Genomic DNA, 15,816 nt, shown 5'->3' on the forward strand with positions numbered 1-15,816 from the left:
GATCAGTTACTGGCATACCACGCTCGATACTTTGGGGCTATGCCAGTAACGGATGAGAGCTTAGCCCAAGCGCTCTTTTTAGAGATCCAGCAAAATGAATTGTTAGCCACTGCCGTAAATAACGGTATATGTATGGCGTTAAATGGCGATGATTAAATGAGCTCACTCAGTAAATTAGACAAACTGATGTATTCAATAGGTGTGGTAGACAAAGTCACTGGGCCTGTGAATAAGATCATGGCTAAGATTAATCAGATGAGTGAGCAAACCGCAGCTGCGAAAGAGCAGATGACGGGTGGGTTAATGAGTGCAGCTGGCGGCGCGATGATGCTTGTCGGTTCTCTCAATCCTGCAATAGATGCACAGGCCGCGCTCGGTGAAGTCAGTTCACTCAATGTAAGTAATGAGGCGTTAACTCAACTCAATAATACTGCCATGAATTTTGTAAGTAACTATGGCGGCAATTCAGCGGAAGTGATCCGCAGCTCTTATGATATCCAATCAGCAATCGCAGGGCTTAATGGTAAAGAGTTGTCACAGTTTACCAACTCATCAGCTATTCTCGCCAAAGGCACAAAGTCAGATGCCGCTACCACAACAGATTATTTCGGCACTATGTATGGTATTTACCAAGATACTGCAAAAGAGGTTGGTAAGTCTGAGTGGATACAAATGCTCACAGGCCAAACTGCTGCAAGTGTGCGTATGTTCAAAACCACTGGTAGTGAAATGGCGGGGGCGTTCTCAAGTCTAGGCGCAAGCGCAAACTCGCACGGTATTGAAATGAATGAGTCAATGGCAGTGCTAGGCCAGCTGCAAGCAACAATGTCAGGGTCTGAAGCTGGTACAAAATATAAAGCATTTTTAACAGGAGTGGGGGCCGCACAGCAAAAACTCGGCATTCAGTTGACAGATTCTCAAGGCAAGTTGTTACCAATGGTACAAGTGATTGATCGTCTAAAAGGACGGTTTGGGGAGATAGATACCGTAGCTAAGACAGATGCATTAAAGAATGCATTTGGTAGTGATGAAGCCGTTGCAATGTTACAGCTTCTTATCCCTCAAACTGAGCAATTAGAATCCAATATTAATCAACTCGCTCAAATAAAAGACATGGGAGTTGCCGTTGAAATGGCTAATTCAATGAGCAGTTCGTGGGACCGTTTTGGCGGTTCAATGAATGCTGCAATGACTAGCCTTGGACAAGCAGTTTTACCTATTATTGAACCTATCGTCGATGGACTATCTGCCATATTGAGAGGCGTTGTTTGGTTAACACAAACGTTTCCAACCCTAACTGGGATCATTGCTGCAGGTGTTGTGGCCTTTACTGCTTATGTCGTTGTTATGGGTGCATTTCATGCGGTGATGGGGCTGTATCGTATGACCATGCTATCTAGTATTGCGTTAACAAAAGCACATTTACTAATTACTAAGCTATGGCAAGCTGCACTGGTCGCTTTACGTATCGCAGGGTTGATTACCTTAGTTGCAAGTCTGGGGGCAGCTACAGTTGCGATGGGAGCATTAAATGCGGTAATGGTGGCAGGAAAGTTCGCTGCACTGCTATTTAGTGCGGCGCTTTGGGCTAATCCGATCACATGGATAGTAGCTGGAGTCGTGGCACTTATTGCAGCAATCGGTGCGCTTATCTATTACTGGGATGATTTAGTTGCTGCATTTAAAGACACAGCATGGGGGCAAGTGTTGATGAGTGTCTTTGACCGTGTCAAATCGTCATTTGATGGCTTAGCAGATAGCGTGGGTTGGATACTAGAAAAGCTAGGTCTGATTGATGATACCGAAGCAAAATTAAAAGTCGAACATACAAGTCAACCATTACAAGAGCAGCTCTTTAAAGCAAACCCCGAGCAAATGATGATAGCGCAGCGGGAGCTTGGTCAAACAACGATTACTCATCAGATCAGCAAAGCTGAATCAACCGCTGTACTTGGGCAGCTACAAAACACAATGTCAGGCGCTAATGCGGGTAGCAGTTACAGATCGTTTATAGAAAGTTTGCCATACGCTCAACAAAAGTTAGGTATTCAACTAAACGGTGACAAAGAAACCGCACTTCCTATCGTTACCATTCTAGAGAGGCTACAAGAGAAATATGGTGAGATTGATTCGGCCAAAGAATACAGTGAGTTAACACAAGCGTTCGGTAGCGATGGAGCCTTAGTTGTAAAAACGCTAATGCCGCAAGCGGATAAGCTAAGAAATAACATTGAACAACTTGCTGTAGGTAATAATAACAAAGCTGCTCATGTAAGCATGAGTGGCGTTACTCAATTGCCTAGCTACAATTCAGATCAAAATATTACCAACTCAGCAATCAATAGCGCATTAGAAATAGAGAGACAAAAAAGCGAGCTTCAGCAACAGAATAACACCTACAAAGTGAAAACGCATAGGTCTGAGTTTTTACAAAGCTTAAGCAAGAACACAACAAACAACCAAGCAGTATCGACTGATAACTCGAAGCGCGTGATGATTGACTCTCTCACCATAAAGTCAGACAACGTGAAGAGAGATTTTGATGAGCTAATGGAGTTAGCTGGATGATACGTATAGACCTCAATATTGTTGATGGAGATATTCAGCTAGATAGCCTATTCAACCCGTCACAAATCAATGATCGTGATGTGGTTGCACAGGATATTAAGCACCGGATTATTGAAAGTAAAAAACTCCCTTTGCTAATTGGCCTTAGGAACAAAGACCACATTGCAAAAGTGCTCACTGAAATCGAACTGATTGTTGAACAAGACGATCGCTTAGTTCCTGGCACAATAAAAATCACACAATTGACTACAGGCCTTATCAATGTAGAGGCAGATACTCGGGATTACGGAAGGATTGAGCCTAATGGATTATAAAGCGCTTTTTGAAAAGGAGATGCGAGATGCTGGTATGTCAGTCTCCGTGGAAGATTTTTCAGCGCAGTTTGATGAGCACCTAAAAAATGCGGGATTTGTTGTAAATAACCAAAGTCCATACAGCCCATTTTTTAGATTACAAAAAGCGTTAGTTGCAGAGCCTGCCGCCCAACTGGTCAAACAGATGACTACTCATGTAATGCCGAACAGCTTTGTTATGTTGGCTCAAAAAGAGTGGTTAGACATTCAAGGGAATGCTCGTGATATTGAAAGGCTCACGGCTGTGACCGCTAGAGGGCAACTAAAAATAAGCCGTTTAGACGTATCACAAGAGATAGAGATCCCAGCAGGGACTATTGTAGAAAGCATACCGCTTAATGGAAAAGTATATCGCCTCGTTACAGAGAACGATTGTGTCTTAGCAATAGGTCAATCAACGGCCTCACTGACAGCTGTCGCTGAATCTCATGGTCATGAATACAATTTAAGTGCTGGCTATTATGTTCGTGTCGTTGGCGAATATGATGGTGTAAATATCACAAATGACGACGACTGGTTGATCACAGCCGGGCAGTACATAGAGAGTGATGAGAACTATCGATTGCGAATAAAAGCGGCATTCGCACACTTAGGTAAATACCATGTGGATGATGTATACAAGAATATTATCGCAACAGCAGGCGGGATCCCCATGGACAATATCGCACTTGAAAAAGGCGCGCCACGAGGTTCAGGCACTGCAAACGCGTATGTTTATTTAACAGTAGGAACAATAAGCCAAGCGATTATAGACAGTATTAATAACCATATTGCTGCAGGTAATCATGGCTTGGCTGATGACATGAAAGTGTTTGCAATGCCAACTCAGTCATTTGATATGACAGTCACCTATGAGGCGACCCGAGATATTAGCAGTGACATCAGTGTTTTTATCCGCTCTGTCTTTCGTGAGAACGCAGCTTACTCTCCAACTCGAGTCATGCCAAATACCGCATTTAGTTTTAGTTTATTGGCGGCAGAATTACACAACACTTTTCCTGAGTTAACACGAGTATCGTTTAATCAAGCCAACTTAAGCACAGGGTTTTGGTTGCCAAAGTTAAATGAACTGGTGGTGCAGCATGGCTAACCTACCAAGTTGGATATATGGCGATGATGCTAAGAGGCTAGCAAAGGCCACTGAGGACTTTTGGAATGAGCTCAATTCACAACTGCTATGGTGGAATACAATTCAACACAGCACAGAAGCCAGCGAAAAAATATTAGATCTGCTTGCATGGGAAAGAGGTGTTAGCCGGCTATCGGATGAACCACTGAACATGTACGCAAAACGAGTTCAGTTAGCTCATGTAAATGCCATTGATGCGGGCAGCGCCGCTGGGCTTGAAAGAATTTTCAGGCGTCTTGGAATACTAGCAGAAGTCAACGAAAGGGTAAGCGGGTTTGACTGGGACCAAGTGCAAGTCTCAATGCTAGAAAAGAACTTCGCCGGGAGAGAGCGAATGATACTAGAGCTGATAGCGAGCTATGGCAAGACGTGCAGACGGTACGTGTTAAATGCAATGACAGCAATCACAACAGCAGAGGTATGTGGCTTGGTGTTGTACAACAAGGAGGTAGTTGGGTGAGCCAATTAAAAATTACAAGCGCAGGCATTGCATATAAAAATGATGTGTTTGCAGGATCAGAAACCCTCAATATAACTAAGATGGTTTTTGCTCATGTACCAGGATTAAATGCAGATTCACCGATTTTAAACGATAGTGTGCCGGCAAACATTGTACATAATCAACCCATTGATCGAGTCAGCAGCTTAGACGGTGACGCAGTCGTGATATCAAGCGTACTAGGTTATGACGTTGGCAACTTCACTTTTAACTGGTTTGGCGCGATAGCAAAAAAAGCTAATGGCACTGAAGTGCTGATTGCGATTGTACATACAAACGAGCAAACCAAGACGCGTACAGATGGAGCTAATACCGGTGACTATAGTGTTAAGTCGATAATTTGGAGAAGCCAGCAATTAGCAGGGGATCTGAATGTAACATTACCTACGTTACCTTGGCAGGTTAACGATGGAGTATTTGCAACAAAAAGTGATATCGAGAGTCTAGAACAATATATAAAGGATGCTGGACTTGGCACTCAAATTAGCCACCAATCAGAGAACTTCTTTGACCGTACTTTTGAGCTTAGGCTTGGCGCTGGCGAGTCAAAACCATTTCCTGATTTGCCCGATACCGCGTGCGACATTCTGATATTTGGTTTGACGGATGGAACGTCGACAAGCACTAACTTTGTAGGCCGTTTTGCAAAATATGGTTCGACATGGAGTGCAAATACGATTTATGGAAACACGAATGGGCCTAATCATCCGTCAATAAAAATCATTGATAATGTGCCTACATTTAGTAATCCTCATGGCTCTACCTCATATCCATTTGCATTTAAATGCTGGATAGCGACTCAATCGGGTGGAAATGCTAAACCATTCGAATTTTTCGCGAATACTTACTCGACATATAACAAACCAACACCTGCAGATATAGGTGCTGTTGCCAAGGGAGAGTCTATAAATCTTGCAGACCAAGATATTATTTGGTCGAAAAATACCGATGGTGCGAAAATTGGATTTAAGAACGACGCTGATTCAGACGCCGATAGTTATCTATTCTTTGAAACATCCGATAACTCTAATGAATACTTTAAGTGGCAGCATCGCTCAGGAACTAGTTATTCTGAATGGATGTCACTGAATAAGTCTGGAATATCCACCAGAAACGCAACCTTTGATAATGGCACTAACACAACAGTAAACATCCAAGCCGATGATGGTGGCAGAGCTGTCTTAAATATATTTTCACCCGTTGCAGGTGCTCAATCAACAGGTACAGCCTATGTAGGCCAAAGCCCATCACACGGCGGTGGTATAGAGTACAACGGGGATAACTCACCTGCCACAACTGGCGCTGGTTCAGACTTCTTCACTCTATTTAGAAGAGAGAATGGCACTGAATATTGGACTGCGAGAAATTTTGTTTCCAGCAATGATTGGGAGTTTAGAGGAAATGTAGAGGTCAATGGCGACCTAAAAATGATTGGCAGTGACTGCTATATATGGACGCCCAATACTGAAACTGGTTTTACTGGGATATGGGATACCAAGAATGGGTTAGCTGCATTTAAGTACACCAATGGACAAGGGTTTGATTACAAAGCGGATATTAAAATTGTAAAAAACAATCCATGGTTAACACTCGATAGCAGCAGTAGTGGAAGCTACTACGTTGAGCAAGCAGCAGGTATCTCAATTGGTGAGTCTGGCAAGGGCGGCGCATCTATTCACATGACCTACATTGGTAGTGGCTTTGGTTACATAGGTATGGGTGATATAGGTAGTGACAGCATACCCGACAACTGGGCTATGCAGCTGAACTACCAGCAGACTTGGGTTAGGTTCAGAAGTGAAATTCATCTAGGGGATGACAAAACTAAGTTATTTAAAAACGATAGTGACTCCCTACGAGTGGTTACACCGCATGGTAATGTTGATATTGGACCTAAAAATCACGACTGGTGTCATTTTGATACGAGTCTTCCCAAATTTCATTTTGGTAAACCTGTTCACGTAAGAGGTGAAATCTACGCTGGCTCAAATTACAACCAACGCGTTTACCATGAAGGTTATAAACCCACAGCGTCAGATATCGGTGGTGGGACATTTAACGGTTTAGTTTTTGCGCCGCAGTCAAAAAATTGGAACTGTAGTCTATCAAGTACTTCACCAAACGCTGTAGGTCTTTCCGTTTGGTCTGACACCAAACAACAAAAAGTGGGTGGGGTAGGTGTTTATAGTAATGATGGAAAAGTAAGTGGTAGCAATTTTGCGTACATAGGGCTTGGAGAGTCCCCGTGGAACAGAACTGACAGTCTAAGGTTTAGCAGGAGTGAGCTGACCTATTTAGGTAAGGAAGTGCTACACGCAGGAAACATAGCTACTTATCTATCAGGCGAGAGAAGAAACACCCCTCCAATTGGAGAGCTTCAAGCAAACAGCAAAAATCACCTAATAACGAGCAACACATTCACTCTACCACCATTTGCAGAAACGCCAGAAGATGCCGTGATTGTTGTTTCTAAGCGTCTGTCTGCAACTCCGTTAATCAAAGCTAATAGCCCAGAGAAAATAATCATGACCCGACGAGGGCGAGTAATAGAAAAGAATGAAGTGCTGTTTGATGCAAACTGCACACTAACGTTTATTTTGAATGACGAGGGTAATTGGGAGATGCATATATGAATAGTGCCAAAGTCAGCGGATTACTGGGTGTACACTCTTTAGATGCTATACCAGCAATTGATGGACAAATTCTTGAGCCAAATAATAAATATGCGTTTGGGTATGACATTACTAGCGTTCGATTACCGCAGTCAGATACGTTAGAGGTTGGTGATTGGATTGAGTTTATTCCACCAATTGGGCAGTCAGTGAATGTCATTATACAAATCATCGATAACTCACGTCTGTTTTCAATTATCGATAACAAGGCGTTTGATAAAAACACCTCGTTAATTATCAGCGGTAGCACTCTGAACTATTACAATTACGATGTGGATGCGGTGCATCGATACAGGTTCAATGGCAGAGATTGGCAACCCGAACAGGTGTGGACACAATCTCAAAGTGCCATGGCAGAGACATCGGGTGTCATGCTTATTACAGAGTCGCAAACCTTTATTGTTCCAGCAGGTGTCAGCGAGATAATTGTTGATGTTGTTGCAGCGGGAGGTGGTGCTGGCGGCGGTGCAGTAGTCGGGCAAAATATACAAGCGGGAGACCCCGAAAACATAGCTAGCGGCGGCTCGGGTGGAGGCGGCGGTGCAGCGGTTTTGGGCGCCAGAATAAATGTTACCTCAGGACAGCAAATTAACGTCGTTATCGGAAGTAATGGTATTGGTGGTTATAGCTACACCTACCAAAGCCCTCAAAATAAAAACGGCTCTGATGGAACATCAGCGGGTAACACTATTTTTGGAGATTGGATTGAAGTTGAGGGAGGCAAAAACGGAAAAGGCGGGACGTACTTGCTAGACACGACATCAACATCTTCTATTTCGCCAATAATTGGTGGTGCAGGTGGGCGAGTGTTAAAAAACACAACCAACGGTCAGGCATTCAATGGTGGTCAGGGTGGTAACTCTGGAACAACCAAACCCAACAACTCCACATCAGGTACGAGCGGAGAGTCTATTCACGATAAAAGTGGAGGGACAAGCGAACCAAAGTCTGGCTCTTCGAGTGGAGGCGGAGGTGGTGGCGCATCGGCGCTTGGTGATGGTGGAAACATACGCTTGAGTGGCGCGAACTATGGCGGCGGTGGTGGCTCAGACTCTGGTCATGATTACACATGGAGCACAGGCGGGATACGCCAAGTCGGAAATGGTGGGCGTTCAATGGTTAAAATTGCGTGGAGTATTTAATGAGAGCTGCATTAGTAAAAGATGGAGTAATAACCAACCTAGTTGAAGTATCACAACTAAGCGACATTGCAGGGGCACAGTTCATTAGCCCCAAAAGCCCGCTTCAAATTGGAGATGAGTACCAATCAGAATTAGCATTTTGTGGTGATGAGCCGCCAGTAATAATCCCCAACATTCAGCTCAGCGGTATTAGTGTCAACAGCGCCAACGCGAGACTAATAGGTAAAATATGGTGGGTGCCAAAAACTGAGGCATTTACCATTACAGCAACCGCAAACGGTTTACCAAATGGTGGGTTGATGGTTATGGTTGAGCGGGTACTCAATGGGTATCAGCCGATTGACGATATTCGATTTGTCGCCACTATTGAAAACGGCCAAGTGACTATGCAGGGCAAGTTCGAACAATCTGGCAATTACATCATTACAGCTAAACGATTGAACGAAGGGTTGGATCGAATAGGTGCGCCGTTTAGACTCGAATTCGAAACCATGGAGTTTGACGCGTATGTTACAAACTAACCCAAAGCTGGAATTTATAGGGTATGGTAAAGCGCGGGTACTTGAGCCAATTAAACACAAATATGGTGAGATTGCAGCTGGGTTCGTAACGGATGGGTTACTTGCTGCGATCATTCATGATGATGAACTTAGAAAGCGCAACCCACACGCGCATCAGTATTTTAGAGAATACTTACAGCTTGGTGGTGTGAGTAAATTCAAAGCTCACATTATGTATTTTTTTGTGCTCGGGTATCAAAAAGTAAAATACCCCAATGCTTTTAAGGATCACACCTATGGACAGGGCAGCGTTAAATAGACGGATAAAAACACTTCATCAGCTAAGCCATTACAGTTATCAAACGTCACGCACCATGACCAGTGCAGCAGGGGCCGCTCAACTTGCGGAAGCTGTACAAGATGAAACCAGAATTGACAGCCCTAACAGTTGGGATGGTTTACTGCTCTATAGTTCTGGACAAACTGCAAAAGCTCTAAAAAGTAAGCTGGAGAGCTTTAATCAAGCATGTCCAATTGCTGATGTTATTCACACAGCAGGTTATGCTGAGAGCCTAACTACGGTAGAACAAGATAAATTTACAATCACAAACGGGCAAAGTTTAGAGTGGCAAACATTAACTACAACATCATTAAAACCTTTGAGTTTACAATGGCTCAATGATTCAAAAAGGCTCATAAATGATGAGGGGACAACCCTCATTACATCCATTGACAATGCGATGATAGAAACTGAAAAACTAATAGGTGAGCGAAATCAGAGGCTAAACCCTAGCGAAGTAAACATTGCAACGAGACTTAATGCTGAGCTGATTAGAGCTTCAAGCAGAAGCTCTCTTGCACAAGCTATAACTCGATTTGGCAATAATGACGAACACTGGGTTTTTGTGTTACTCGTCGGTAATTTTGAAAGCCTAAGCATAGTGAAAGACGCAATATGATCAGTATAGATGGATGGCGTGTGCCAGGTTATGAGACCAAGGTAAGCGCGGCAGTAAAAATTAAAGGTGATGATGCATCGGGATTCGGCTCATTTGCTTTGTCACTTGACCAAGGCATTAAGGCCTCAGTGCTTACTGTAAAAACAAAGATCCCATTCGCTGAAGAACAAGAGTTAGAAGCGTTGGTCAGTAAGGCAAAGGCACTCGATGAGAATGGCGCGCGTCGAACCTATACCATCAATAGCCCTATTTCAGCAGCATATAAAATCCGCCGCGCCAAATTTGATGGCGATGTAAAAGCAACTGAAGATGAAGACGTGAGGGCGTGGCTCGTATCTTTTAACCTGCTTGAAGTAAAATCAGTATCGGAGCGCCAGCAACAGCAATTAGACTCAAAAGGGCAGCGACACGCTGCGGCGCAGTCAACGACAGGACATGAAAAAATATTGGCTCAATTTAGTGAGGTTGAAGGGCCTTGAAATTAAATGAGCAACTAACAATTGGCGGAGTGCCAGTAACAACAATCGAAAAAAAGCTAGTGCAACTGGATATAGGTTCTACAGGCAGGGCGAGCTTTCAAGTTGTTTGTGACTTTGAGCCGGCCGGATTAGTTGAGCTGCATATAGGATATCAATTAGACGCGTTAGAGCCTTACTTTTTGGGTGTGATTGAATCAAAGTTGTATTCAAACGGCTTGTGGCACTTAACATGTAGAGAGCTAATTGGCGCACTAAGCTTTAAAATACCTATGGCAATTAGACATGCAACGATTGAAAAGGTATTGGCAGAGCTATCACAAGGACAGCTAGAATTTGTCTTACCAAATGTACAGTATTCAAAAGCCGTCGCACCGGCATTCTACCATGCAGGAACAGGCATTGAAGCGCTACGCCAAATTGGTGCTGTTTGGCAAATACCTCATTACATAGTTCAGCAGCGACCAGATGGAAAAATCTACGTTGGCAGTTGGGAACACTCAAAGTGGGCCACCTCTGAGGTTAGTAAGTTCCCTGAACACGCAATTAAAACGATAAACAGCTTAAGCGGCGAGGTGTTAGCAATACCAAAGTTAAGACCTGGCATAAAAATAAATGGCCGATACATCACGGAAGTAACACTAAACAATGACAGGATGCAATTAAGATGGTCAAACAAGCTATTAAACGGCTCATACTAAGGTATTTTCCTGAGCTAGGTGAGCGAAAACATTTACCACAGCTGGCAAAATTTGTTGCTATATATGATTTGCCTACAGATACACCAAAAGCTAGCACTCCGTTTCGCCCATACAAAGCTGCAGATATACAGCTCATAAACCCACAGACTCTTGAGCCAACTGACGCACCGGTGTTTCAACAAGTGACACTAGCGATTGGCCAGCCAAATAATGCAGGTGTCATCTCAAATCCCAAACCAGGCATGCTTTGTCTACTGCAATATATTGATGGACTCAATAGTCTACCTGTGATCACTGCGATACTACCATGGCAAAGTTTAGTGCCAAACTCTAAACACACAGACGTATCTCTTTTACAAAGTGCTACCAGCAGTATCCAAGGCCGTGATGAAAGCTGGCATATGAAAACGGATAGAGATATCAGTCAATGTAGTGACACAAGCACCGTTATGGCGAGGTCAAGAAATGAAGCCTATCATGAGCGCACGAGCAAAATTGAAAGTCATGACATTACTAAGATAGATGGCAACCAAATAAACGAAGTAATGGGCGCCCTGAAAACAATTGTGGGTGAGACGGCGTTACTAACCGCGCTCGAAGGCGTATTGATTGGCAGCAAAAAACAAATTGAAATAAAAGCACATGATGATATGCAGTTACAAAGTCTGAAGTCACTTTATGCAAAAGCTACTGAGCTTGCAAAAGTAGAGGGGGCGACTGTATGGGTTGGTGACAACTCAGTTAATGCGATAAGAATTCTTTTAGAACTAATTGAGGTTGTAGCAAAGACTAACGAAAAAATAGCAACACACAAGCATGGGGTTACTAAGCCACCTCCAATTAACGCTGCTGAGTTTACAGGTTTTAAAAGCAAAGCTGATGCGTTACATGAGAATCTTCAACCAATAACCGAATGAGCACGTCAAGTGTGTATATCACTGTGTATACGGCATTGCTTTTTATTTTAAAAGTTGAATTAAAACAAGCGGTTAGTTGGTGGTTCGATTAGTCGTGCCAATAGATAGTCGGGATGTTCTGGGCATTATTTGGTGTATCTGATTGGTTTGTATTTGTCATAAAATCAAAAAGTTATTCTACAGTTTTTGTTTGTTTTGGTTAATCATATTTGTCGTGATGTTATGACGACTGTGTATATCAGTTCACACCAGTGTGTATATCGTGATAACTAAGCTGTTTGCCGCTATGCGGATACATATGACTAACGATAGATAGGCATTATCGCATAGAGGCGCGCTTAGAGTAAGGCGTAACCATGGCGGATTGTGTTATTAAAGCAGATCAAAGCGATAATTGGGGAAGTGACATCACTTATTGCTTTATCAAGCTGTCCAATTATCTATTGAGCAATCACTAAATCGCGATTAAAAGCGCTTTCTTTGAAAGTTTTTCCACATAACAACCGTTATAACTATCAATAGGGTTGAGACAACAATCAAGACATTAAAATTAAGTGTGTGGTTTTCGTAGGGCATGACTAGCAAACTTGCAATGGTGCCGCCAGAGGCTATCGCAAAGTGCTGTATCGCATTTTGCATACTAATAAAGGTGCTGCGCTCTTCTGCGTGAAGTGAGGTTATGAGTTCTGTCACTAAGATCATAGAGCGGGTAGCGCTTGCAATCACAAACAGGGTAAACAGTCCGGCTGCAAAAATAACTGAACTTATCGTAAAACCAAACAAGACCGTCAATATCATCAAGCCACTAAGAAAGTAAATTAAGTATGAGGTTGTGTGATTGTTTAGCTTACTTCGAGCGTATAGCTGAACTGCAGTAAACGAACACACACCACTTAACAAATAGCATGCGCTTAGCATCGAGCTTGAGATGCTTAAGTTGGTAATTAGCATCACCGGAAATTGAGTTGAAATTGCAAATGTACTTAGCACCACAAAAAATGCAATGAATAGAGCATATTTAAGGGTTTTGGTCGGGTGAAATGTGTTGACTGGCTTTAGGTTGCTATCGCTGCTTTGCGAAGCTTGCTTTATGTTTGAGAGAAAAATAAATGTAAATAATAGCGCTGTAATGGCTAAGCCACTTCCTAGTATCATGAACCCCAACTGCCAGCCTTGATTTGCTGTGATAAATAATAGAGCAGGGATCCCAATTGCCAAGGCGAGTGGAAAAGCACTCAGCAGTATCGCGGTGTCCTTTTTCTTATCGTTTTCATGGCTTATCTGGATCACCAAGTTGAGATTGAGTACTACCAGTGCGCCGCCACAAATGCCAGTTAATGCACGTACGAAAAGCAGGGTATAAAAACTCTCGAGTGCTGAAGTAAGCAAGGTTAACAATGTGGTTGCTGACAGAAAAATAAAGACCTTGTATTTCTCCTTTGAGAGGTTGCCGGTACCACGCACCCATAAACAAGTGAAAGCAGCGGCAATTGCATAAGCTGAAACCAGTAGTCCTGAATTTGATGGGCTGGTGTTTGAACTTAGCGCCATTTCTGCACTAAAGGGCACGATGATTAATGCATCTAATGCGATTAAAAAGTGGATGACAAAACATAACCCAAATTTCGCTTTTGGGCTTGCTAAGGTGGTCATTGAAGCTGAAAACATGGACATCCTTAATTGATATAAACAAAGAAGTTTTGATTGTATTAGCCTTAATTAGGTAATAAAGTGTCCATTATTGAATTGATAAACCCATATTTTGGGCTAATAAAATGATTGATCAGATTGACCCTCAGTGGCTTAACAGTTTCCACTGTGTTTATGAATGCTTAAGCTTCAAACAAGCAGCAGAGTTTCTGGATATCCCGACCTCCAACGTAAGTCGTCACATCGCACTACTTGAAGAGAAGCTTGATGCAAGATTGTTGGAACGAACGACAAGGCGGATCTCAGTAACAGAGGCGGGTGAGCAGCTTTATGGGAGTACCAAGCCGTTAATCGATTCGCTGTCGGATGCATTGCGAGAGGTGAGTAAACATGCTTCTACGCCAATGGGGCATTTGCGTATAGTGATGCCCGACATCCCCATTCTTGGTCAAGCAGTAGTAACCTTTTGCGCTGCGCATCCATTAATATCAATAAGTTGTGACACTAGCCTGAGTCCAAGAGAAAACCTATTAGATGGCTTTGATGTCGTGCTCTACTTTCATCGTGGCAAGCTTGAGGATAGCAATTGGGTGGTTAAAGAGCTGGCTCGACTACCAAGCGTCGTGGTGGCAGCTCCTAGCTTGCTCGAAAAGCATTCTGCGCCGTATAGATTAGAAGATTTACACTCTTTTCCTTGTATATCAACCCTTACCGCCGTAAACGGTACGCCCTGGATATTTACCACCAAGGAAGGAAGATTAACGACGGTGAATGTTAAATCAAACTTCAGAGTCAACAGTGGGTTTATAGCTAAGTCTGCCGCGCTATCTGGGGTTGGGTTTGCAATCTTGCCACTGAACTCCTGTAAGGCAGAAATTGAGTCAGGCGCGCTGATACCAATCGAGTTAGAGCTGCAACCGGAAGATCTTGTGCTTTATGCGTTCTATGCTGGGCGTAAACATCTGGCCAAAAAAATATCAGCGTTTTTGGCACATTTAGAACGCGCGCTACAATGACCATCTATTGATTTCTACTTTAATCCAAATCACCATTGATCGAATCTAGTAATTCAATAAGTGCTTTTGCTTTTTGCTCGTCGATACTTGGAAACTTACAGCGGATCTGCTCGGGAATTGTGGCAGCTTGATGTTGCAGATCATGCCCCTTACTTTGTAGTTTTACCACTCGTTTGCGCTTATCTTTCTCGTCTTTCACGATTGAAAGCAGGGCTTTGTCAGTCATTTTCTTTAAGATTTGCGTCATAGCACCGCCATCGATGGCGGTTTTCTCTAGTAACTCAGCAATGCTGATTTCATCTTTCTCCCAAAGTGCCATCATCACCACATATTGAGGGTAGGTTAAGTCGAGCTTTTGTAAAGATGCTCGGTAAGCACGGGCAATACCATTGGAAGCCATGTAGAGGCGGTGGCAGATTTGAGCGTCTAGTTTTAGTTGTGGGTAGTTCATCACATATTCCTGCAAAGTAGCTAAGCTATATTTTAATTTGCATACAAAGTATTTGCAATTCTAAAAATTTGATCCTATTATTTTGTGTGCAAAATAAATGTTTAATTGATTTTACTTCATCTAGAGTAAAGCCTCGCTGCGTTAGGGTGTAGGTGAGTACTCTACAAGCACAAACTTAGGAGAACGAAATGAAAGAACTACAAAGTATTGCATATACGGCGAAAGCCACTGCCACAGGTGGCCGAGAAGGTATGGCAAAGTCTGATGATGGTCGTCTTGATGTTGCACTTTCGACACCAAAAGGCTTAGGTGGTGATGACGGGCAAGGGACGAATCCAGAGCAATTGTTTGCAGCAGGTTATGCGGCGTGTTTTATTGGCGCATTAAAATTGGTGGCAGGCAAAGCAAAGGTGAAGTTGCCAGAAGATACACATATTAACTCTGAAGTGTCTATTGGGCCAATTGAAGGTGGCTTCGGGATAGCGGTGAAATTGGCGGTATCGGTTGGCGACTTAGACAAAGACACGGCGCAGTCACTTGTTGAGAAAGCTCACGAAGTTTGCCCATATTCAAATGCTACTCGTGGCAATATCGCGGTTGAGCTTTCAGTTATTTAACTAACCTGAGGTTTGGATAAGGAATGAACTAACTAACTGTTTTTTAATCACCTTAAATTATCTTCTTACCTAGCCAGAGAGTTTTGAGGATAACAAGGCGAATTTACGTACCAATAGCTGGCTATTGGAAGTGAATTCAACGCAGTTAGCGTTAAAACTGGCTGCT

Annotated in this window: 17 protein-coding genes; 15 read left to right on the top strand and 2 right to left on the bottom strand. The window is 43.1% G+C overall.

Annotated elements, in window-relative coordinates; genetic code table 11:
* Window positions 1-9 precede the first annotated feature (9 nt).
* The 13 genes from NO992_RS15515 to NO992_RS15575 are packed head-to-tail and all read left to right on the top strand — an operon-like array spanning window position 10 to window position 11,916.
* Window positions 10-156 (top strand): hypothetical protein, encoded by a 147-nt coding sequence (locus NO992_RS15515; protein WP_371378761.1) that lies wholly within the window; start codon window positions 10-12, stop codon window positions 154-156.
* Window positions 157-2,568: a phage tail tape measure protein gene (locus NO992_RS15520; protein ID WP_371378691.1), complete on the top strand. Its 2,412-nt coding sequence runs from the start codon at window positions 157-159 to the stop codon at window positions 2,566-2,568.
* Window positions 2,565-2,882, top strand: a complete 318-nt coding sequence (locus NO992_RS15525; protein ID WP_039497833.1) for a DUF2590 family protein — start codon at window positions 2,565-2,567, stop codon at window positions 2,880-2,882. The genes NO992_RS15520 and NO992_RS15525 overlap by 4 nt, the downstream gene beginning before the upstream one ends.
* Entirely contained in the window at window positions 2,872-4,011 is a 1,140-nt protein-coding gene (locus NO992_RS15530) for a baseplate J/gp47 family protein (protein ID WP_371378694.1), read from the top strand. The genes NO992_RS15525 and NO992_RS15530 overlap by 11 nt, the downstream gene beginning before the upstream one ends.
* On the top strand, window positions 4,004-4,510 hold the full coding sequence (locus NO992_RS15535) for a phage tail protein (RefSeq protein WP_371378697.1): 507 nt from the start codon (window positions 4,004-4,006) through the stop codon (window positions 4,508-4,510). Before NO992_RS15530 ends, NO992_RS15535 begins: the two co-directional genes overlap by 8 nt.
* Complete coding sequence (locus NO992_RS15540; RefSeq protein ID WP_371378700.1) at window positions 4,507-7,182, top strand: phage tail protein; 2,676 nt, start codon at window positions 4,507-4,509, stop codon at window positions 7,180-7,182. The genes NO992_RS15535 and NO992_RS15540 overlap by 4 nt, the downstream gene beginning before the upstream one ends.
* Window positions 7,179-8,363 (top strand): hypothetical protein, encoded by a 1,185-nt coding sequence (locus NO992_RS15545; protein WP_371378702.1) that lies wholly within the window; start codon window positions 7,179-7,181, stop codon window positions 8,361-8,363. Before NO992_RS15540 ends, NO992_RS15545 begins: the two co-directional genes overlap by 4 nt.
* Window positions 8,363-8,884: a hypothetical protein gene (locus NO992_RS15550; RefSeq protein WP_371378705.1), complete on the top strand. Its 522-nt coding sequence runs from the start codon at window positions 8,363-8,365 to the stop codon at window positions 8,882-8,884. The genes NO992_RS15545 and NO992_RS15550 overlap by 1 nt, the downstream gene beginning before the upstream one ends.
* Window positions 8,871-9,182: a hypothetical protein gene (locus NO992_RS15555; RefSeq protein WP_371378708.1), complete on the top strand. Its 312-nt coding sequence runs from the start codon at window positions 8,871-8,873 to the stop codon at window positions 9,180-9,182. The genes NO992_RS15550 and NO992_RS15555 overlap by 14 nt, the downstream gene beginning before the upstream one ends.
* Entirely contained in the window at window positions 9,160-9,822 is a 663-nt protein-coding gene (locus tag NO992_RS15560) for a hypothetical protein (protein ID WP_371378711.1), read from the top strand. The genes NO992_RS15555 and NO992_RS15560 overlap by 23 nt, the downstream gene beginning before the upstream one ends.
* A complete protein-coding gene (locus tag NO992_RS15565; RefSeq protein WP_371378714.1) occupies window positions 9,819-10,301 on the top strand; it encodes a hypothetical protein in 483 nt (160 codons plus the stop codon). The genes NO992_RS15560 and NO992_RS15565 overlap by 4 nt, the downstream gene beginning before the upstream one ends.
* A complete protein-coding gene (locus tag NO992_RS15570) occupies window positions 10,298-10,999 on the top strand; it encodes a hypothetical protein (protein ID WP_371378717.1) in 702 nt (233 codons plus the stop codon). Before NO992_RS15565 ends, NO992_RS15570 begins: the two co-directional genes overlap by 4 nt.
* Complete coding sequence (locus tag NO992_RS15575; RefSeq protein WP_371378720.1) at window positions 10,966-11,916, top strand: hypothetical protein; 951 nt, start codon at window positions 10,966-10,968, stop codon at window positions 11,914-11,916. Before NO992_RS15570 ends, NO992_RS15575 begins: the two co-directional genes overlap by 34 nt.
* A gap of 465 nt (window positions 11,917-12,381) precedes the next feature.
* Here NO992_RS15575 and NO992_RS15580 read toward each other — a convergent pair whose 3' ends face one another.
* Window positions 12,382-13,584, bottom strand: a complete 1,203-nt coding sequence (locus tag NO992_RS15580; RefSeq protein WP_371378723.1) for an MFS transporter — start codon at window positions 13,582-13,584, stop codon at window positions 12,382-12,384.
* 107 nt (window positions 13,585-13,691) lie between these two features.
* Here NO992_RS15580 and NO992_RS15585 point away from each other — a divergent pair, with 107 nt between their 5' ends.
* The gene (locus NO992_RS15585) at window positions 13,692-14,582 is read left to right on the top strand and encodes a LysR family transcriptional regulator (protein ID WP_371378726.1); all 891 of its coding nucleotides are present in this window, start codon (window positions 13,692-13,694) and stop codon (window positions 14,580-14,582) included.
* 19 nt (window positions 14,583-14,601) lie between these two features.
* On the opposite strand, the gene NO992_RS15590 is transcribed toward NO992_RS15585, so the two are convergent.
* Window positions 14,602-15,033, bottom strand: coding sequence for a MarR family winged helix-turn-helix transcriptional regulator (locus NO992_RS15590; RefSeq protein WP_371378729.1), 432 nt, complete (start codon window positions 15,031-15,033; stop codon window positions 14,602-14,604).
* Between the two features lie 188 nt (window positions 15,034-15,221).
* On the opposite strand from NO992_RS15590, the gene NO992_RS15595 reads away from it, so the two are divergent.
* The gene (locus tag NO992_RS15595) at window positions 15,222-15,650 is read left to right on the top strand and encodes an organic hydroperoxide resistance protein (RefSeq protein ID WP_010372530.1); all 429 of its coding nucleotides are present in this window, start codon (window positions 15,222-15,224) and stop codon (window positions 15,648-15,650) included.
* Window positions 15,651-15,816 lie beyond the last annotated feature (166 nt).

Source organism: Pseudoalteromonas sp. DY56-GL79, assembly GCF_041414765.1.
Lineage (GTDB): Bacteria > Pseudomonadota > Gammaproteobacteria > Enterobacterales > Alteromonadaceae > Pseudoalteromonas > Pseudoalteromonas piscicida.

Bases quoted from the DNA above. Each gene is read 5' to 3' on its own strand.
- NO992_RS15585 (WP_371378726.1), top strand. From the start codon at position 13,692: ATGATTGATCAGATTGACCCTCAGTGGCTTAACAGTTTCCACTGTGTT.
- NO992_RS15575 (WP_371378720.1), top strand. From the start codon at position 10,966: ATGGTCAAACAAGCTATTAAACGGCTCATACTAAGGTATTTTCCTGAG.
- NO992_RS15525 (WP_039497833.1), top strand. From the start codon at position 2,565: ATGATACGTATAGACCTCAATATTGTTGATGGAGATATTCAGCTAGAT.
- NO992_RS15555 (WP_371378708.1), top strand. From the start codon at position 8,871: ATGTTACAAACTAACCCAAAGCTGGAATTTATAGGGTATGGTAAAGCG.
- NO992_RS15595 (WP_010372530.1), top strand. From the start codon at position 15,222: ATGAAAGAACTACAAAGTATTGCATATACGGCGAAAGCCACTGCCACA.
- NO992_RS15550 (WP_371378705.1), top strand. From the start codon at position 8,363: ATGAGAGCTGCATTAGTAAAAGATGGAGTAATAACCAACCTAGTTGAA.
- NO992_RS15565 (WP_371378714.1), top strand. From the start codon at position 9,819: ATGATCAGTATAGATGGATGGCGTGTGCCAGGTTATGAGACCAAGGTA.
- NO992_RS15545 (WP_371378702.1), top strand. From the start codon at position 7,179: ATGAATAGTGCCAAAGTCAGCGGATTACTGGGTGTACACTCTTTAGAT.
- NO992_RS15590 (WP_371378729.1), bottom strand. From the start codon at position 15,033: ATGAACTACCCACAACTAAAACTAGACGCTCAAATCTGCCACCGCCTC.
- NO992_RS15535 (WP_371378697.1), top strand. From the start codon at position 4,004: ATGGCTAACCTACCAAGTTGGATATATGGCGATGATGCTAAGAGGCTA.
- NO992_RS15520 (WP_371378691.1), top strand. From the start codon at position 157: ATGAGCTCACTCAGTAAATTAGACAAACTGATGTATTCAATAGGTGTG.
- NO992_RS15530 (WP_371378694.1), top strand. From the start codon at position 2,872: ATGGATTATAAAGCGCTTTTTGAAAAGGAGATGCGAGATGCTGGTATG.
- NO992_RS15580 (WP_371378723.1), bottom strand. From the start codon at position 13,584: ATGTTTTCAGCTTCAATGACCACCTTAGCAAGCCCAAAAGCGAAATTT.
- NO992_RS15560 (WP_371378711.1), top strand. From the start codon at position 9,160: ATGGACAGGGCAGCGTTAAATAGACGGATAAAAACACTTCATCAGCTA.